The 19,478-nt window shown below is 66.9% G+C and carries 11 protein-coding genes and 1 pseudogene; all 12 read right to left on the reverse strand.

The annotated features are described in order from the left end of the window. Nucleotides 1-8 precede the first annotated feature (8 nt). The gene (locus ACXJKJ_RS17395) at nucleotides 9-1,235 is read right to left on the reverse strand and encodes a glycoside hydrolase family 5 protein (RefSeq protein ID WP_457391284.1); all 1,227 of its coding nucleotides are present in this window, start codon (nucleotides 1,233-1,235) and stop codon (nucleotides 9-11) included. After that, nucleotides 1,232-2,815: a GH39 family glycosyl hydrolase gene (locus ACXJKJ_RS17400; protein WP_457391286.1), complete on the reverse strand. Its 1,584-nt coding sequence runs from the start codon at nucleotides 2,813-2,815 to the stop codon at nucleotides 1,232-1,234. The genes ACXJKJ_RS17395 and ACXJKJ_RS17400 overlap by 4 nt, the downstream gene beginning before the upstream one ends. After that, nucleotides 2,812-4,416 carry a family 43 glycosylhydrolase gene (locus ACXJKJ_RS17405; protein ID WP_457391288.1) on the reverse strand — a complete coding sequence of 535 codons (1,605 nt, stop codon included), beginning with the start codon at nucleotides 4,414-4,416 and terminating at the stop codon, nucleotides 2,812-2,814. The genes ACXJKJ_RS17400 and ACXJKJ_RS17405 overlap by 4 nt, the downstream gene beginning before the upstream one ends. Nucleotides 4,417-4,477: 61 nt before the next feature. Continuing rightward, nucleotides 4,478-5,488: a non-reducing end alpha-L-arabinofuranosidase family hydrolase gene (locus ACXJKJ_RS17410; protein WP_457391290.1), complete on the reverse strand. Its 1,011-nt coding sequence runs from the start codon at nucleotides 5,486-5,488 to the stop codon at nucleotides 4,478-4,480. Between the two features lie 122 nt (nucleotides 5,489-5,610). Continuing rightward, nucleotides 5,611-7,059 carry an MFS transporter gene (locus tag ACXJKJ_RS17415; RefSeq protein WP_457391291.1) on the reverse strand — a complete coding sequence of 483 codons (1,449 nt, stop codon included), beginning with the start codon at nucleotides 7,057-7,059 and terminating at the stop codon, nucleotides 5,611-5,613. Between the two features lie 225 nt (nucleotides 7,060-7,284). After that, nucleotides 7,285-8,748, reverse strand: a complete 1,464-nt coding sequence (locus ACXJKJ_RS17420; protein ID WP_457391292.1) for a GH1 family beta-glucosidase — start codon at nucleotides 8,746-8,748, stop codon at nucleotides 7,285-7,287. 75 nt (nucleotides 8,749-8,823) lie between these two features. After that, nucleotides 8,824-10,191: a GH1 family beta-glucosidase gene (locus tag ACXJKJ_RS17425; protein ID WP_200955234.1), complete on the reverse strand. Its 1,368-nt coding sequence runs from the start codon at nucleotides 10,189-10,191 to the stop codon at nucleotides 8,824-8,826. Between the two features lie 103 nt (nucleotides 10,192-10,294). Then, on the reverse strand, nucleotides 10,295-11,530 hold the full coding sequence (locus ACXJKJ_RS17430; protein WP_457391294.1) for a GDSL-type esterase/lipase family protein: 1,236 nt from the start codon (nucleotides 11,528-11,530) through the stop codon (nucleotides 10,295-10,297). A 41-nt stretch (nucleotides 11,531-11,571) separates the two neighbouring features. Further along, on the reverse strand, nucleotides 11,572-13,890 hold the full coding sequence (locus ACXJKJ_RS17435; RefSeq protein WP_457391297.1) for a glycoside hydrolase family 95 protein: 2,319 nt from the start codon (nucleotides 13,888-13,890) through the stop codon (nucleotides 11,572-11,574). Between the two features lie 4 nt (nucleotides 13,891-13,894). Beyond that, nucleotides 13,895-15,535: a DUF5597 domain-containing protein gene (locus ACXJKJ_RS17440; protein ID WP_457391299.1), complete on the reverse strand. Its 1,641-nt coding sequence runs from the start codon at nucleotides 15,533-15,535 to the stop codon at nucleotides 13,895-13,897. A gap of 51 nt (nucleotides 15,536-15,586) precedes the next feature. After that, a complete protein-coding gene (locus tag ACXJKJ_RS17445) occupies nucleotides 15,587-18,631 on the reverse strand; it encodes a TonB-dependent receptor (RefSeq protein ID WP_457356488.1) in 3,045 nt (1,014 codons plus the stop codon). 175 nt (nucleotides 18,632-18,806) lie between these two features. Further along, nucleotides 18,807-19,478, reverse strand: a pseudogene (locus ACXJKJ_RS17450) (xylose isomerase); the annotation flags it as partial.

A 19,478-nucleotide genomic window follows, 5' to 3' on the forward strand; every position in this document is an offset into this window, starting at 1 on the left:
TCATGGGGTCACCCCGTCAACGCGTCCAGCACCTTGGCGTCCAGCACGACGTTGCGGCTGCGATCCAGCAGCGAGCCCGTGTCCCAGTAGAACGGCACCAGGCCGAAGGCGCGGGACCTCTGCGCCACGGTCTTGCAAAAGTAGGCGCGGCTGGCCTCGTGCAGCCGCAGCGCCTCGCCGGTCAGCGTGGTGCGGTGCTGGGCGCCGAACTCGCCGACGATGACGGGAATGCCCTTGTCGACGAAGCGCGTCTTCATCGAGCCGAGCAGGCTGTCCACCGCGTCCTCCTCGCCCCAGGTGGGGTTGTGGGCGGTATCGGTGGTGGAGTGGTTGCCCTGGCCCCAGTAGAAGAACTGGTTGCCCCAGGTCTCGTCCTTGGTCATGCCGGCGAAGTTCCACGGTGTGTAGTAGTGGATCTCCGCCATCAGCCGGCCGCTGGTCGTGTCCATCGGCCAGCCCGTCATCAGCTGTTTGGTGAGCTCCACATCGGTCGACGGCCCTTGCACGACCAGGTTGCGCCGGGCATTGCGGCCGCCGGTGGCGCGCACGGTGTCGATGAAGGTCTGGTGGTAGCTCATCAGCACGGCCATCTGTTCGGCCGTCTTGACGTTGGGCTCGTTGGCGCTGGCAAACAGCAGCCGCCCGTCGAAGTCGCGCAGTTGGGTCGCGATCTGCTGCCAGAAGGCCCGCTGCTTGTGGTTGTTGGCGACCTGCCTGTCGGGCGTGCAGTGCTCCTCCAGCCAGCCGCCGTCCCAGTGGATGTTGACGATGACGTGGAGGTCGGCGTCGATGCAGTACTGGACGACCTCCTTGACGCGGGACAGCCAAGCAGGGTCGATCCTGGCGGTCGTCGCATCGGCGTACTGATCCCAGGATGTCGGCAGCCGGACGGCGTTGAAGCCGCTGGTCTTGATGAACTGCACGAAGTCGCGCGTGATCTTCGGGTTGCCCCAATAGGTCTCGCTCTTGCCGCCCATCGCTTCCAGCGTGTTGCCGATGTTCAGGCCGGTGCGCATCTTCTGCGCGGCCTGCACGGCCGAGTCGGCCATGCCGGTGGTGTCGGCCGCCGCGGGCGCGATGTTGTAGTCGGGATAGGGCGAGCCGCCCGGGGCGGGGGCCGGCGCGGGTGCGGGTGCGGGTGCGGGTGACGGTGCCGCGCTCACCGCTGCGCCGCCACCTCCGCCGCAGCCCGCCAGGCCGGCCGCAAGGCCCAGTACGGCCTCGCGCCGCTTCATGGCGCCATCTTGCTCAGGCTCAGCAGCACGACGTCGTGGCTGCGGAGTTTCAGCGTCACCGTGGCCGAGCCATTGGCGCCGACCTGGAGTTCGCGCTGCACTTCCGGCTTGTCGGTCGTCAGCCCCTGCAGCGTGGCGAGCTGCTTGGCGTCGAGGTTCTTCGGCGAGCCCATTTTCAGATAGGCGGTGTGGGCGTCGTTGACCTCGAAACCGGTACGGCGCTGCGTGAGCTGGTAGCGGCCGGGTGCCAGATGGCGCAGTTCGACGGTCGCGCTGCCCGCGTCCCGGGCCGGCTGCGGCTTGCCGAAGAAGCTGCGGTTGCTGGCCGTCTGGTCGGGCTGGCGCCAGTCCCAGACGATGGCTTGCAGCTGGTCGCCGTCGGTCGCGGCCCAGGTGGAGGGGTCACTGGTCGGCACTTCCTTGCCCTGCAGTGCGGCGAGGTAGCGGTAGGCGAACCACACCGGCTTGCGGATGCCTTCACGCGTCATCAGGCCGAAGCCGCCGTGGAAGGGCGCGTCCGGCGGGCCGGGTTCCTCGAACAGGTCGCTGTAGACCCAGTAGCTCATGTGCTGGGCGAGTCCTTGCGAAGCTTTCAGCTTGCTCAGCACATAGGGCGCGCTCATGTACGAGTCGTGCACCAGGTCGCGCGGGTTGTAGCTGCTGCTCCACTCGGTGAAGAACAGCGGCAGGCCCGGTAGGTGCGAGGCTTCGATCTCCTTGCGCACGCGCCGCACGTCACCGACGATGGCGTCGGGCGACTTTGACAGTTTCCGGTCTTCCTTGCCGAACTCGTCGAGGAAGCCTTCATCGACGCCATAGGTGTGCGTCGTGATGAAGTCCACCGGCGTGTTGGTGACCTTGGCGTGGGCCAGGAACTCGGGCACCCAGGCCGCGCCGGCCGTGGACGGGCCGCCCACGCGCAGCAGCGGGCTGACGGCCTTGATCGCCTTGGCGGTGCGGGTGTAGAGGTCGAAGTAGGCCTTCTGGTCAGCCTTCTCCCAGAAACCGTCGAGGTTGGGTTCGTTCCAGACCTCGAAGTACCAGTCGTGCACCTCAGCCGCGCCGTAGCGCTCCAGCAGGTGGCGGATGAAGGCGTCGATGAGCGCCACCCAACCGGCGGGCTCGGGGTGGGAGGTGTTGCCCTGCCAGTAGAAGATCTTGTTGTCCGAGGTCTTCAGCGCCAGCGGCGTGAAGCCCAGCTCGACGAAAGGCTTGATGCGCCGGGCCAGCATCGCGTCGTAGAGCTTGTCGATGCCGGTGAAATCGAACACCAGCTTGCCCGCGGCGTCGCGCGTCACCGTCTTGAACACGTCGTGGAAGATGGCGTGGAAGCGCAGGTAGCGGAACCCCAGCTCATCGACCGCGGTCTTCAGCTGCGCGAGCGCATCGGGGCGGTAAGTCGTGCCAGGGTAGTCGGCGCCGACGCAGTGGTCGAAGAAGCGGTCCAGCGGCTCCTTGGCCTGGGCCACGTCGAGCACGATGCGGCGCTGTTGCGGGGCGGCAAGCGTCATGGGGGCAACCAGGGGCAGGGCGGTGGCGGCCAGCAACTGGCGGCGGCGCAGGGAGCGGAGTGAAGTCATGTCGGGAGTCCTCTGTAGACGAAGTTGCGGGCGCGCACCTCACCGGCGCCGGCGCTGAACAGCGCAGGCCGCAGGCTGACGAAGCCGCCGAACACGTTGTGATGCAGGCCGGAGACCTCCATCTGCCAGGAATGCTGTTTCCAGCTCTTGCCAGCGTCGTGCGAGGTGTGCCAAGTGATGACGTTCTCGCGGTTGACGAGGCGGATGTGCACGCGGCGGGTGGCCATGTTCTCTCGCATCCACGAGTGCTCCTGGCCATAGCCATAGGTCAGCATCTGCGTGGTGCTGAAGCCGAGGCCGACATGGCCGCGCTCCTCGTAGAACAGCGCCAGGCCACCATGGCCGTCGCCGATGATCTCCAGCTCAACACTGACCTCGTAGCTGCGGTCGCCGCAGGCGCAGGTCAACGGCGAGGAGTCGGGCAGAGCCTTGCCTTTGCCGCGGATGGTCAGGGCCTTCTCATCAAAGCGCAGGCGCTTGCCTTCATCGGGCCCCGGCGCATGGAAGGCCCATTGCAGGCCCAGCTTGCCGCTGGAGAAATCGTCGGACAGCGCGAAGCCCGCGGGGCCGCGTTTGCCACCGCGCGGCTTGGGCAGGGGCTTGTCCAGCGTGCCGCCCTTGGCGCGCGGCCAGCCGTCCTGGGTCCACTCGACGGGCTCCAGCAGCGCCTGGCGGCCCAGCGTGCGCATGCCGTTCTCGTAGCCGTGATAGACCATCCACCAGTCCCCCGCCGGCCCTTCGACGAGGCTGGCGTGGCCGCGCGACCACCAGGGCTCGCCGGCGCTCTTCGTGCGCACGATAGGGTTTTGCGGGCAGTCCTCCCAGGGCCCGTGGACCGAGCGTGAGCGCGCCACGGTGACCATATGGCTGGTGGGCGGCCCCGCCGTGCCGCCGACGGCGGAGATCAGATAGAACCACTCGCCACGCCTGAGCAGCTTGGGCCCCTCGGGCGCGAACATCTCGACGACCCAGTCCTTGGGGTATTGCCAGGGTGTCCAGGCGTTGTTCTCCAACGCGCCGTCGGTGGCGAGGCCATCGTCCTTGAGCCGCACGCGGCGGCCGCCGTTGACGAAGAGGTAGCGCCGTCCGTCCTCACCCACGACATGGCCGGGGTCGATGCAGCCGGGGATTTTCAGATCGATGGGTGCGCTCCACGGTCCGCGGATGTCGTCGGCGTGGATGACATAGACGCCGGTGCCGGCGTCCTGCAGCACCGGGATGTAGATGAAGTAGCGGCCCTGATGTTTGATCAGGTCCATCGCCCAGACGGTGCCGATGGGCTGATGCAGGGCCGCGGTGACGGGCGTCCAGTTCACCAGGTCCTGGGAGTGCCAGATGACGGCGCCCGGATAGGACTGGAAGGACGAGAACGTCATGTAGTAATCGGCACCGTCCTTCAGGATGGTCGGGTCGGCGTGGTCGCCTGGCACGATGGGATTCAGATAGGTCCCATTGCCCAGGTCGGCCTTGCGCTGACCTTCGATGCCAAAGGCGAAACTACGAGATCCGGGCGTGGCATCCGTCGTCGACGCGCGGGCAAGCGTGCTTGAGCCGGCCGCAGTGCCGGCCAGGATGGCGGGAAACGCACGGCGAGTCCACATCGATGTCTCCAGGAATGTTGTTCGAATCAGGCGCTTGCGGTGGGCGCGGCAACGCGGTCGTTCATTTCTTGCACATCGCGCTGATGGCATTCGGGGCCGTGGCGGTGATCAGCCCCAGCCGATAGGGCAGTTCGATGTATTCGTACTTCTTGCCCTTTTCCATGTCCAGGCCCTGGAAGAGGAACTGCAGCGGCTTGCAGGGGTCGATGGTCAGCGTCTGGTCGACACCGTCGCGGATCATTTCTCCATGGGATACGCCTTCGGACCAGATCCGGCCGTTGAACTTGACGTTGTCTGCGCCGGCGAACCGGTTCATCTCGGCGCCGGGAATGGGCTGCCACTTGCCGTCCAGGCGATCAGCGGTCCAGGCCCGGAAATACCGGCCGCCTGGCCGCATGGCCTCGATCAGCGTCAGGTACTGGTTGGTGCCGGCGATCTTGTAGGTGTTGCTCGCCTCGAACATGTCGTCGCGCTTTTCCTTCATGACGACGACAGGCTCGGAGAAGCCCTGAGGGAAGCGCTCGATCGTCGTTTCGCCGCGGTAGAAGCTGCCGTTGTCGCCTGTGAAGAAGAGGTGGCACTTCTTGTCGTCGCAGATATTCCAGAAGTCCAGCCAGGTCGCCTGGCCCTTGTCGTCCTTCACGCTCTCCGGAATGGTCTTGTAGAAGGGCTGCGGTGCCGTCCATGAGCGGGGATCGTTGATGTCCTTGGTCGTGGAATACAGCGGGTCGCCGCCCTGGTAGATCAGATACCAGAGCTTCTGCGGCGCGAAGTAGAAGACCTGGGGTGCGGCGCGGTAGCCAGGCCCGATGGGGGACTTGTCGAGCATGAACAGAGGCGCATTGGGTGCGTCCTCCCAGCGGGCAAAGCTCGCGTAGGCCATGCCCCAGCCATTCGTCCCCGCCGTGGTCATGAAGACGTGGTAGCGGCCGTCGTGATAGACGATGGAGGGGTCCTTGACGCCAAAGATGTGCTTTGCGTCGGCCGGCGGCCTGACCAGCGGCTCGCTGGATTTCCATTCGAAATCCTGGGCCCGATTCGCGGGCTCCGCCGCGTGAGCGAAGGTGCTCAATGCCAGACAGGAGGCGAACCAGAGTGCGTTGAAACCGTTCAAGGGAGATTTGTAATTGCGCATGACTTCAGCGATGGATGTTTTCGGGCTTGATGTTTTCAGTGAATCGGTGCGTGCCGGCGTCATACGCGGCCCCGCGTGGCTTCCAGCTGCACGCGGATCTCGGCCATGCGCTGCTCGGTCAGCTCGAAGCGCAGCAGCGACACCAGGGCCAGCACCAGGCCGATGACCGGGATGCTGGACAGCAGGATGCGGATCATGAAGATGGCATTCGGGTCTTGTGCGCCCTCCAGCTTGGCGTCAAAGCCCGTGAACTGCAGGATCCAGCCCGACGCGCCCCAGCCGATGGCCATGCCGACCTTGGAGATCCACGACTGGCAGGCCGAGAACGAACCTTCGCGGCGTTGGCCGGTCTGTAGCTCGTCATAGTCGACCACGTCGCCGAGCGTGGCGTTGTAGAGCGTCCAGAAGCCCGCGCCCGTGAAGGCGACGAAGCCGCAGGCCAGCAGCTGCAGGTAAGGCAGCGCGGGGTTGTACAGCCACCAGTCGCCGATGAAGGCGCACATGGCCAGCAGCAGCACCGTCGCCAGGCCGGCACGCTTGCCGTGGCGGCGCGCGATCCACGCGAAGAAGGGGATGCCCGCAAAGCCGAAGGCCATGCCCGCCAGGCCCATGGCCGTGTTCCATTTGGCGCCCTGCACGATGTCGCCCTGGCAGACGTAGTAGATGGTGGCGTAGTAGCCCAGGGTGCCGACCATGGCCGTGCCCATGCCATAGGCCAGCATCATGCCCAGCACGTGGCGGAAGGGCTTGCAGCGCAGCGTGCGCCACAGCGTGTCGGCGAAGGGGATGTGGGTCTGCGTGCGCGCCACCAGCTTCTCGTAGTAGCGCTCGCGCACCAGCAGGAAGATGGCGATGGACACGGCCACCATGATGGCGCCAAGGATGGCGCAGTAGGTCTGGGCGCCGCGCAGGAGGTCGGGCTTGCCGGTGCTCGCGTCATTGAAGATCGCCAGCGTCGTGAACTGGGCGGCGAAGAACATCGCCAGCTCCGGACCCTTCTGGATGGCGTTGCGGATCGCCATGACGGTGGTGCGCTCGTGATAGTCCGGCGTCATCTCCGCGCCCAGGCTGCTCCAGGGCATGTTGAAGCAGCTCATCACCGGCACGTAGATCACCATGCTGACCAGCATGAAGATGAAGTACTGCGTGTCGGTCCAGCCCTTGCCGACGGCGAACATCAGCGGCAGGCCGATGCCGGCCAGGATGCCGCCGACGAGGATGAAGGGCCGCCGCCTACCGTAGCGGGTGCGCGTGTTGTCGGAGATCCAGCCGAATACCGCGTCCGAGCCGGCGTCGATGAAGATCTTGATCATCTGCACCGTCGAGATCAGGCCAGGGGCCACGCCGAGGAAGATGTTGAAGACTTGGTAGGCCAGCGACGGGTAGAGCCAGTGGCCCCACATGTCGAGGATGGAGCCCAGGCCGAAGCCGATCTTCTGCCGCATGGGCAGGCGGTCGGCAGGCGGTACGGCTTGCGCCACGTTCAGAGTCAGGGTTTGCGGATTCATTTCAGTGTCCAGAATTTGCGGACCGAGCGCCGGGCCGCTCCCAAGCCGGCCCGCGTTTGGCGATGTGCTCGCGGCTCAACGCCGCGAGCATCGCCGTCCCCGCGGGGGCTGAGGCCGGACACATCGCGCCCGGTGGGCGGGATGTGCCTGCCGAAGGGCTGCGGCGCAAGGCGCAGCGCGGTCTGCAAGACCGGCCAAGGTACGCCTTGGACGAGGGGCTCCATCTCACAGGATTCTTCTCGTCTTGATGACTTCGGCGTAATAGCGCGCCGACAGCTTGGGCGTGCGGACCTGCGTCTTGAAGTCGCAATGCACGATGCCGAAACGGCGCTGGTAGCCGTCTTCCCACTCGTAGTTGTCGATGAAGGACCACAGGAAGTAGCCCTTCAGCGGCACGCCGGCGGCGATGACGCGGTGGGCCTCGCGCAGGTGGCTGCGCAGGTAGTCGCGGCGGTGCAGGTCCAGCACCTCGCCGTTGACGACCGGCTCCTCGTCGTAGCCGCAACCGTTCTCGGTGATGTAGAGCGCCTGGTGGCCGTAGACCTCATGGCTGAAGCGCGTGCCCCAGTAGATGGACTGCGGCACCAGGCGCAGCCAGGTGCTGTCGGCGCGCGGGTAGTTGACGGGGTGGGGCAGGGCCTCGTAGGCGGCGCCGTTCTTGCCGGCGCGCACATAGGTGCCGCTGTAGATGTTCAGGCCCAGGAAGTCGGTCGGCAGGCTGATGAGGTCGAAGTCGCCGGGCCGCACGTCGGGCGCATCCGCACCGACGTGCGCCAGGAAGTTCGCGGTGTATTTGCCGGCATGGATGGCGCCCAGCACCTGGGCGTTCCGGTCGACGAACCAGGCCTTGGCGGCGGCGATGTCGGCCGGCGTTTCCGTCACGGGCACGGACACGCCGCAGTTGTCGGTCAGGCCGACGACGGCGCCCGCGCCGCCGAACTTGCGCACGGCACGCACGCCATGACCGTGGCAGAGCAGCGCGTGGTGGTAGGTCTGGTTCACGACCTTGGCGCTTTCCTTGCGGCCCGGAGCCTTGCCGCCGGTGCCGTAGCCAAACAAGGTGAAGCAGACGATCTCGTTCAACGTGATCCAGTGCTTCACCTCCCCGGCGAAGGCCTTGACGACGGTGTCGGCATATTTGGCAAAGGCGTCGACGGTGACGCGGGAGGTCCAGCCGCCGCGGTCTTCCAGCGCTTGCGGCAGGTCCCAGTGGAAGAGCGTCACCCACGGCTCGATGCCGTGCTTCTTCATGCTGGCAAAGAGGCGGTGATAGAAGTCCAGCCCCTTCTGGTTGAGCGCGCCATCGCCGTTCGGGTAGATGCGTGGCCAGGCGATGGACAGGCGGTAGGTCTTGAACCCCAGCGAGGCCATCAGCGCGAAGTCCTCGTCGAAGCGGTGGTAGTGGTCGCAGGCGACGTCGGGCGTGTCGCCGTTGTGGACCTTGCCGGGGATGCGGCTGAAGCGGTCCCATACCGACTCGCCCTTGCCGTCCTCGAAGGCCGCACCCTCGAGCTGGGCGGAGGCAGCGGCGACGCCGAAGACGAAGTCGGCGGGGAAGGGGCTTTCGTAAGTCAGTACGCCTGGTGCGCTGCGGCGCTGTGGCGTGGCGGCCAGCGAAGCTGTGGCCAGCGCGGGCAACGCGGCGGCGGCGAAGAGTTGGCGGCGGCGCAGGGGGCGAAAGGAAGTCATCTGGATGGTCCTCGGTAGGCCGCACGTGGGGCGAAGGCCCGCCGCGGTGCGAGGGAATATAGGACCCGCTTCATTTCAGAGGATGCGACGTTCGCGGATCACATCGGCGTAATAGAGCGCCGACAGCTTCGGGGTGCGCACCTGCGTCTCGTAGTCGCAATGCACGATGCCAAAGCGCCGCTGGTAGCCGTCCTCCCACTCGTAGTTGTCGATGAAGCTCCACAGGAAGTAGCCCTTCAGCGGCACGCCGTCGCCGATGGCGCGGTGGGCTTCGCGCAGGTGGCTGCGCAGGAAGTCGCGGCGGTGCAGGTCCAGCACCTCGCCGTTCACGACCGGCTCGTCGTTGTAGCCGCAGCCGTTCTCGGTGATGTAGAGCGAGGTGTGGCCGTAGCACTCGGCGGCCAGGCGCGTCGCCCAGTAGATGGACTGCGGCACCAGTCGCAGCCAGGGGCTGTCGGCGCGCGGGTAGTTGACCGGGTTGGGCAGGGCCTCGAAAGCGGCGCCGTCCTTGCCGGCGCGCACATAGGTGCCGGTGTAGATGTTCAGGCCCAGGTGGTCGGTCGGCAGGCTGATGAGGTCGAAGTCGCCGGGCTGGACCTGGGGGGCGTCGGCGCCGACGCGGTCGAGGTAGTCGGCCGGGTAATGGCCGGCATGCATGGCGCCCAGCACATGGGCGTTCTTCTCCAGGAACCAAGCCTTGGCCGCGGCGATGTCGGCCGGCGTCTCGGTGACGGGAATGCAGACGTCCAGGTTGTCCGTCAGGCCGACGACCGCACCCGCGCCGCCGAACTCGCGCACCGCGCGCACGCCGTGGCCGTGGCACAGCAGCGCGTGGTGGAAGGTCTGGTTGACGACAGCGGCACTCTCGGTGCGGCCCGGCGCCTTGGTGCCCCAGCGATAGGCCAGTTCGGTGAAGCAGCGGATCTCGTTCATCGTGATCCAGTGCTTGACGACGCCGCCGAAGGCCTTGACAACCGTGTCGGCATAGCGACCGAAGGCGTCCACTGTCACGCGCGACGTCCAGCCGCCGCGGTCTTCCAGCGCCTGCGGCAGGTCCCAGTGGAAGAGCGTCACCCAGGGCTCGATGCCGTGTTTCTTCATGCTGGCGAAGAGGCGGTGATAGAAGTCCAGGCCGGCCTGGTTCAGCTCACCGTCGCCGTTCGGGTAGATGCGCGGCCAGGCCAGCGACAGGCGGTAGTGCTTGAGCCCCAGTGACGCCATCAGCGCGAAGTCCGCGTCGAAGCGGTGGTAGTGGTCGCAGGCGACGTCCAGGGTGTCGCCGTCATGCACCTTGCCGGGCTGGCGGCAGAAGCGGTCCCAGATGGATTCGCCCTTGCCGTCCTCGAAGGCCGCGCCCTCGATCTGCGGCGCGGCGGCGGCAACGCCGAAGAGGAAGTCGGCAGGGAAGGGGCTGGAGTAGGTCAAGGTGAGGTTGTCTGTCAAGGAGCCATCCTGCGGCAATGGGGCGGTTGCGACGATGCCGCGGATGAAATCGGAGGAGCTAGAGGCAGTCATAGCGATCCAGGAGAGGGAGAGTGCTCGGCCGTCAGGGCGTCAGCCACGGGGTCAGGGTCGCTGTCAGGCTGCGAGCCCATATTTCATAGCCTTGCGGGCTGAGGTGCAGCCAGTCGGGCAGGATGTCTTTGGAGAGTGTGCCGTCCGGATTCGCGAGCGCGCGGCCGATGTCCAGGAAGACGATCCGGCGGCCATCGGCCAACGCGGGCAGCAGCGCATTGATCCTGTCGTTGTGCCTGCGGGTCAGGTCGTCGGGCTTCTCGCCGCGTGGGAACAGGGCCAGCAGCAGCACCTTGGCCTGGGGCTGGCGCTTGCGGATCTCGTCGAGGTTCTTCTGGATACCAGCCACCGTGAAGGCCGGGTCTTCCAGCCGGTCGCCGGTGTTGTTGGTGCCGATCATCATGACGATGGCCTTGGGCGCCATGCCGTCCAGCTCGCCATGCTGCAGTCGCCACAGCAGGTTTTCGGTGCGGTCGCCGCCAAAGCCTAGGGCGACGGCGTTGTGCTTCGCAAAATGCGTTGCCCACGCAGCCTTGCCTTCGTTCTCCCAACCCTGTGTGATGGAGTCGCCAAGGAAGACGAGGTCCACGCGCCGGCCCGCTTCGCGATGAGCCTTGATCTCGGCGAGCTTCTGTTCATGGCGCGGCAGCCACCAGTCCGCGGCCCAGGATTCCTGCAGCCGTTCGGGCGTGACGGACTGGGTGCGGTAGTCGGGGCAGGCGGTTGTCGCCTTGCCATTTTTGTTGATGCGCAGGTGGGCAATCTGCAGCTCGCCGCTGCCCGTGCCTTCCAGCGCGAAGGGCACGCTGACGGCGCTGAAATCGTCGCCCTCGCGCCAGAAGCACTTCAACGCAAAGGACAGGTGGTGGCGGCCTTTGCCGACCAGCTCGCGGCCGGCGAACAGGAAGGGAACCTTGCGTTCGCAGCCCTCACCGCAACCCAGCTTGAACTTCATGCCGCCGTGGGCAAGGTCGAGGACATTCAAGTCGAATTCGACGGTGCCTTCGGCCAGGTAGGGCCGCAGGTCCAGCGGCGGGCCGTCCTGCCAGCGGGCCTGGGCGATCCAGGAGTTGCTGAACTGCAGCGTCAGCGCACCGTCAGCGCTACGGCGGGCCGCGACGTGGCTGTCCGGCACGCGTGGGTTGGCGGGCTTTGGCACGGTGACGCGGTCGCCGACGAGCTTGGCCTCGCCCTCGAAATCGGTGACGGCGATCTGCCAACCCTTGGCGGGGCGGCCGACGTCCAGATCCAATGACTGCGCTGTCATTGGGAGCAGGGCAGCGAAAGCGAGCAGGAAGCGATTCATCATCAGAGCAAGTCTTGGGACGACAGCGTGCGCGACTGGCCGGGCTTGAGCTTCAGTGCGACGACGCGCTCGCCGATGCGAACGCGGCCGCCGCCCGCGCCGGCCACCGAGCGTACGGTGGCGCTCTTGATGCGACCGTTTGCCCAGGCGATGTCGACCTCGAAGCCGCCGCGGGCGCGCAGGCCCTTGACCGAGCCTTGCGGCCAGGTCGCAGGCAACGCGGGCAGCAGGTCGATGACGCCGTCCTGCGATTGCACCAGCATCTCGGCGATCGCGGCGGTCGCGCCGAAATTGCCGTCGATCTGGAAGGGCGGGTGGGTGTCGAAGAGGTTGGGGTAGGTGCCGCCCTGGTTCACCTCACCACCGGCGCGGGCGGCCCGGGCACCCGGCGTGGCCAGCAGGCCGCGCAGCAGCGTGTGCGCATGGTCGCCGTCGCGCAACCGCGCCCAATAGGCCATCTTCCAGGCCATGGACCAGCCGGTGCTGACGTCGCCGCGGGCCTCCAGCGTCTTGCGCGCCGCTGCAGCCAGCTCGGGAGTGCGCGCCGGGGAAATCTGCCGGCCGGGGAAGAGCGCGAACAGGTGCGAGACGTGGCGGTGCGTGTCCTTGGGCGTGTCCAGCACGGCGTCCTTGAGCTCGGCCTGCCATTCCAGCAACTGGCCCCAGCTGCCCACACGCGGGCCGGCGAGGCGGTCGCGCAGCGAGGCGGCATGGTCGCGCGCGGCACGGTCGCTGAGCGCGTCGGCGGCCTGCACCATGTTGTCGAAGTGGTCCCACAGGATCTGCTGGTCGTAGGCGACGCCGTCCTGGATGGGGCCGTGCTCGGGCGACCAGCCGTTGGGTGCCACCAGCTTGCCGTCAGCCGTTGCCTTCAGCCGGTCTTCCCAGAACTCGCCGACTTCCTTCAGCACCGGCCAGGCCACGTCACGCAGGAAGGCCTTGTCCTGTGTGAAGGCGTAGTGCTCCCAGAAGTGGCGGGCATACCAGGCGTTGCCGGTCATGTTCCAGAGGTAGGTCTGGGCGCCGAAAGGGTTGGTCGCGGTGCGCAGCGCCCAGCCGCGCATGGGCTTGCCCGCAGCCGTCACGAAGGTCTCGATGGGGGGCTGCACCGAGTTGTCCCAGGGCGGCGTCTCGGGCGGCAGGGCCTTGGCGTCCTTCAGCGCAAGCGCGGCGCGTTCGGCGACGGGCCGGCGCCATGCGGGAATCAGGTTCTGCACGAAACGGTGCAGGGGCTGCGCCGTCTCTGCCAGGTTGGTCGGCTCTGCCGGCCAGTAGTTCATCTGCAGGTTGATGTTGCTGTGATAGTCCGCATTCCACGGCGGCGTGAGGCTGTCATTCCACAGGCCCTGCAGGTTGGCGGGCAGAGAGCCGCGCGAGCTGGAGACCAGCAGGTAGCGGCCGAACTGGAAGTACAGCGCCTCCAGCTCGGGGTCGCCGCCCTCGCGGGTGTAGGCGGCCAGGCGGGCGTCGGTCGTCAGCGCCCGGCGCTCAGGCGGACTGGTACCGAGGTCCAACTGCACGCGGCCGAGCAGGCCTTTGACGTCGGCCTCATGCTCCGCCTGCAGCGCCGGCCAGGATCTGGCGGCGGCCGCGGCGACCTGGGCCTGCACGCGTGGCAGCGGTGCCGGGCCGTCAACCCGGCCGTCGGCATGGCTGGTGCCGGCGCCGAGGATGAAGGTCAGCGCATCGCAGCCGCGGAACACCAGGGCGTTGCCGTCCACCGTCACCGAGCCGCCTTCCGGCACGACGCGCAGCTGGCTCGCGTAGGCCAGGCCGTTGGGCAGGCGGCCGGTGGCGGTGAGGGCGGTGCCCACCGCGGTGAGCGCCGCGCCGTGCCGGTCGGCCAGCGTGACGCGGCCGTTGTAGCGGCCCGGCTGGTCGGCGCTGAGGCGCCAGGCGATGACCTGGGCCGGCTGGCTGGCCAGGGTTTCGCGCGTGAAGCCGGCGCCGGCCTGGCGGTAGCTCAGGCGGTGCCGGGCGTGCTGCAGGTCGAGCTGGCGGCGGTAGTCAGACACGGGCGCGTCAGCGCCGTCGAGTTCGAGCACCACGTCGCCGAACGCCTGATAGGCGCCCAGCGCCTGGGCATCGCCCGTCCACAGCGTGATGTCGTTGAACTGCAGCCGGTCGCGCGCGACCTGGCCGAACAGCATGGCGCCGATGCGGCCGTTGCCGATCGGCAGGGCCTGCTGCTCCCAGCCCTGGGCCGTGTCGGCTGCGGGGCGGTCGTAGCGCAGCACCAGCTCGCCCGCCTGCAGCGGCAGGGCGAGGCAGCAGGCGAGCAGCGTTGCAGCGGCCCGCAGTGATCGGAGGCTCTGCTTCATAGGCTCAGCGCGGGCGGCCCATCTTGACCTTGAGCATGACGGGCTCGGCGGGCAGGTTCAGGCCGTAGTCGACCTGGTCGCCGTTCCACACACGCTCCATGACCCAGCGACCCTGGTCGTCGAAGTGGCCCTGCTCGGTGCGCAGCATGAAACCGTTCTGGCCCGGCGCCGCCTCCATCCGCACGCGGGTGCGTTGGCCAATGACGAGGAATTCGTCGTCGCCGATCTGCGCGATGGCGACGCCGCCGCCGGGTTGCTCGGTGCCGGCGGGGAACTTGTCGGTCATCTTCCAGCTGGTCTCGCCGAACTGCCATTCGCGATAGCTCAGCTTCGCGACCCAGCCGGGGAACTCCAGCAGCTGCGGCTTGCGGTCATCGCTCTCGGCGGCGCCACGCGTGCGGCCATCAAAGGCCCATTGCGCCCATTGCCGCTGGATCGGGGCGAACATCTTGAAGACGCGAGCGAAGGGCTCGACCATCTCGCGGTCGGTCGATGTGGAGCCGAGCGGGAAGTTGCTGTAGTTGAAGTAGTCGATGCCGAACGGCGCCACGCCGAGGGCGCCGTGCCCGAGGACGGGGTAGAGGTAGCGTCCGTAAGCGGCCGCGTTGCCGATCTCGGGCACCCACAACGCGTTGTCGACGCGCTGGAACAGGCGCAGGTTGGCGTTCACCTGCTCGGACTCGGGCCGATAGATGTCGGGCGCGACGATGTCGAGCGCGGGTGCCGCGGCCTTGTAGATGTCGATGACGTCCCAGGTCGGGCCGCCACTGGCGAAGTCCTTGTTCCAGGGCTTGGGCGGCTGGTCCAGCGGGTTGCGCAGCGCGTTGTTGACGTACATCGGCAGGTCGTAGACGGCTTTGCCGGCCGCGGCGATGTCGCCGATGTAGCGGGCGATGGCCCAGGCGTGGAAATATTCGTCGGCGTAGTCGCCGTAGACGGCGCGCCAGTTGCCGCTTGCAGCACCCGGCACGACGGCTTTCTTGCGTGCCAGCACGGCGGCGGGCACCGGCTGCGCAAAGGCCGCCTCGGCCGCCTTGCCGAAGTCGCGCACCAGGCCATAGGTGCCGACTTCATTCTCGACCTGCACCATCAGCACGGTGCGCTCGGCCGAGTCGATCTTCTTGAGATGCGCCATCAGCGCGACGAAGGCGCGCTTGTCGGCCTTGAGCGTCTCGGTGCCGAAGGGGCTGAGGCTGTAGTTGGACTTGCCTTCGCGGTCGACGTTGAAGGGGAAGCGCTTGGGGTCGAGCTTGACCCAGGCGGGCGTGTACTGGGCGCTGGTGTTCTTCCAGGTGGCGAACCACAGGATCACCAGGCGCTGCTTCTGTCGGCGCGCCTCCTTGACGAGGGTGTCGACGAAGCTGAAGTCGAATTTTCCTTCCTCGGGCTCGACCTGCTCCCAGGCCACCGGCATCAGCACGGTGTTGGCCTTGACGTCCTTGGCCGCGTCCCAGACGGGCTTGAGCGCGCCGGGGTAGTTGCTGGAGTTGTGCGCCTGCGCGCCCAGCATCAGGAAGGGCTTGCCGTCCACCAGCAGTGCGTGGCGGCCGTCGCGCGTGACGAGGCGGGGCGCCTCGGCGGCACCGGCGGCTTGCAGGGAGAGCAAGCCGGCCAGCACCGCCGAGAGAAGTGCGTTTCTTTTCATCGGGATTCCAGGCGCCCGGCGATCCTGCGGACCGCCGGGCGTAAACCAAGGTCAGAACGTGTAGCGCGCCGTGACCACGTAGCGAGGGCCGGTGTAGAACAGACCACGGGTCATGTAGCCGACATGCTGCTGCATCAGCTGGCGCTGGCGGGCGGAGTTGAGGTTCTGCGCCTCCAGGCCAAGTGACAGCTTGTCGTCGAGCAGCTTGTACGACACGCTGCCGTCCAGCTGGCCATAGCTTTCAGCCCAGACCGGCAGGCCCCAGGCCACGTTCCTCTGGCCGAGGTTGGGGCTGCTCGGGTCGGTCACCAGGCCGTCCGTGCCCTGCGTGCCGTTCACGTTGACGGCCTGCAGGTAGCGCGAGCGCCAGCTGTAGGCCAGGCGTGCGGACAGCGGGCCTTGGTCATACATCAGCTGGAGGTTGAAAGCCTTGCGCGACAGGCCTTGCAACGGCAGGTTGCCGAACTGGCGGCCGTCGGTGTCGCAGCCGTTCAGGTTCAGGACGAAGTTGTCCGCCGAGTTGCCACCGCTGCAATACATCGAGCTGACCGGGGTGTTCAACTTGCTCTTGCTGTCGACGTAGGTCACGTTGCCCTGCACGCCAAAGCCCGAGAGCCAGCCCGGCAGCTTGTCGAAGTAGGTCTGGAAGGCCAGCTCGATGCCGTTGATCTTGCCGTTGGCGCCGTTGACCGGGCTCGTGACCTGGAAGTCCTGCAGGTTGCCGCTGACATCGGGCAGGCGGAAGGTCGACGTCTTGTTGATGACGATGTCCTTCAGGTCCTTGTGGAAGACCGCCGCCGTCAGCGAGCCCACGCGGCTGAAGTACCACTCGCCCGTCAGGTCGGCCTGCGTCGAGCGGGTCGGCAGCAACATCGGATTGCCCTTGGCCGAGCCGGTCTGCGTGACGCTGGTGACCGTGGTGCCGGTGGTGTTGATCGTCTGGCCCAGCGTGGTGCTCGCCTGCAGCCTGTCGAAGTCGGGGCGCGAAATGGCCTTGGCGAGGGCGAAACGGAACTGCAGATCCTGCGCGGCCTGCAACTTCAGGTTCAGGCTGGGCAGAACGTCCGTGTAGCTGTTCTTGAAGGTCTCAAACTTCTGGTATGCCGGGATGTTGGACACCGGCACGCCGCCAAGGCCGAGCTTGGCCTGCTCGGTACCGGCAAAGGAGGTGTAGCCGAGGGCGCTGTTCTGCGTCCGCACGACCCGTACGCCCACGTTGCCGTCGACCGGCACATTCCATTCCTCGAAACCGAAGCGCAGCTGGCCGTAGGCAGCCTGGGTCTTCTCGCCCTGCTGGTTGCCGCTGCCGTTCTTGATGTCCTGGTTGAGGTCACTGCCCAGTCCTTCCGGTGTGAAGGCGAACGGCCACTGGCTGCAGGCGTCGGTGCTGAGGCCGGCCGCAGTCTGCTTGGCCACGCAATTGTCGGCGCCGTACTTGTGCAGCACGGAGTAGGAAGCCGGGAAGCCGGCGGCCTGGGCAACCGACGGGAAGACGACCGACGGCGGATTTGGTACTTTGCCGCCGAAGAAGTTGTTGAAGGTGTTGGTGGTGGTGCCGCCGGGGTAGTCGCTCAGGTACGCCGGGCCACCGGTCGTCCAGGGCGCGGAGATGGCCTGCCAGTGGTAGCCGGACGGGTTCGTCGAGCTCTTGGCCACGCGGTCCGTTAAGCGAAGGCCGAAGCGCAGGTCCTGTAGCACCGGGTGTTCGAAGCGGTACTTGGCATCGCCCTTCCAGCTCTTCTGCGTCCCGATGCCGCGGTCCAGGTGCTCCATCGTGAAGCTCCAGTAGTAGTTCTTCGGGTCCGCGAGGTAGGCACGGTCGGCCGCGTCGAAGCTCAGGCTGGGCGTGCTGCCGCTCAGGTCCAGGACTTCCTTCTGCATGCCGACGCCGGTCGCGACGGTGGAGTCCAGGCTGCGGGTGGAAGCCTTCACGTACTGCAGGTCGGACGTGAAGCTCCAGCGGTCATTCGCCTTCCAGTTCACGCGCCAGCCGAAGTCTTCCGTCTTGGAGTTGCGGGTGGCCGTGCGGGTGTCGTCGTTGAAGTTCAGCAGCGACCCGTCCCTGTTGGTCAGCGTGCCCGAGACCAGGGCGCCCTGGTCATTGAACTTGCCGTTGTTGACGACGATCAGGTAGGGGTCGGTGCCTGCAAAGATGGCCTGCTCGTCCCACTGCATGCGGTACTTGGACTGGAAGTACGTGAACGAGCTGTCGATGTCGCCCTTCTTCCACTGCAAGGCGCCGTACAGGCCGTCGCGCTTGCGTTCGAACTCCAGCGTGCGCCATTGCGCGCCCTTGGGCACCCACAGATAGGTGCCGGGCGGCTGGCCGGCCACGGCATCGGTGCGGGGGTAATAAGGTTCGATTTGGAAGAAGTCGGAGCGTGTCGCGCTCTTGGAGCTGGCGACGTTCAGCAATGCACCGAAACGGCCGAAGTCGGTGTCCCAGCTGTTGGCCAGCAGGCCGCTGGCGGACGGCTTCTTCTTGCGGTTGAGGCTGGTGTAGGCCTCCTGCACCGTGACCGAGCCCTTGAAGCCCTGGTAGTCGAATGGCAGCGCCGTGCGCAGGTTGACGAGGCCGCCGACAGCGCCCTCGATCTGTTCGGCCGACGGGTTTTTGTAGACGTCGATGCCGGCCATCAGCTCGGGCGGCACGTCTTCGAAATTCAGTGCGCGGCCGCCGTTGGCGGAGAAGGTGTCCCGGCCGTTCATTTCGGAACGCACGTAGGACAGGCCGCGGATGTTGACGCCGGAACCTTCCACCGAGTAGTGCTCGGGGTCGTTGCGAGCCATGGTGCGCTCGATCGTCACGCCGACGATGCGCTGCAGCACTTCGGTGACGGAACGGTCGGGCAGCTTGCCGATGTCGTCGGCCACGATCGAATCGACGATCTCGTCGGAATTCTGTTTGATCTTCTGTGCCGATTCGAGCGCCGCTCGGCGGCCGCTGACGACGACGGTTTCCAGGTTGGTGGTGGGTGCGGATGCGGCGGCGGCGGGGGCCGGCGCGGTCTGCGCCATCGCCATGCCGCTGCAGAGCAGGGCGGCCTGGGCGGCGGCAAGGGATACAGCGGTTCGGCGGGGATGGTGATGTGTCACTTTGTCTCCTCTCGTTGTCGTAGGGCTCTAGGCCCGTGTCGTACTGCTGGTTCGGGGAAGCAAGGAAATCAACATCGCCCAGGTCGACAGGCGCATGGCTTTTGAGCGAGGGTGTTCGTCATGGGCAGCGTGTCGGCTCGGGTGTGTTGGGCGGGGGTGAATCGGTGATCGGCGGTCAGCCGCAGAAGCGGTTGACCAGGTTCTCGAAGACTTCCTGGCGGCCGGACACGGGCGCCACGTCGGTGTTGGCGGCGAGCACCTGGTCGGCGAGTTCGGTCAGCGAACGCCGGCCGTTGAGGATGTCCTGCCCGGCGGGCGCGTCCCAGCCGGCGTAGCGGCTGTCCACGGCGGCCTTCAGGCGGCCGTCGTTGACCATCTTCTCGGCGATCAGCAGCGCCTGCGCGCACACGTCCATGCCGCCGATGTGGCCGTGGAACAGGTCTTCGGCATCGATGGACTGGCGGCGCACCTTGGCGTCGAAATTGAGGCCACCACTGCCCAGGCCACCGGCCTGGATGACGTGGTACAGCGCGATCGCCGTCTCYGGCACGTTGTTGGGGAACTGGTCGGTGTCCCAGCCCAGCTGCGGGTCACCGCGGTTCATGTCCAGGCTGCCCAGGATGCCCAAGGCGCCTGCCGTGGCGATCTCATGCTCGAAGCTGTGGCCCGACAGCGTGGCGTGGTTGGCCTCGATGTTGACCTTGACTTCCTTCTCCAGGCCGTAGCGGACGAGGAAGCCGTACACGGTCGCGGTATCGAAGTCGTACTGGTGCTTGGACGGCTCGCGCGGCTTGGGCTCGATCAGGATGGCGCCCTTGAAACCGATCTTGTGCTTGTACTCCACGAC

This window comes from Roseateles sp. P5_E1, from assembly GCF_054049335.1.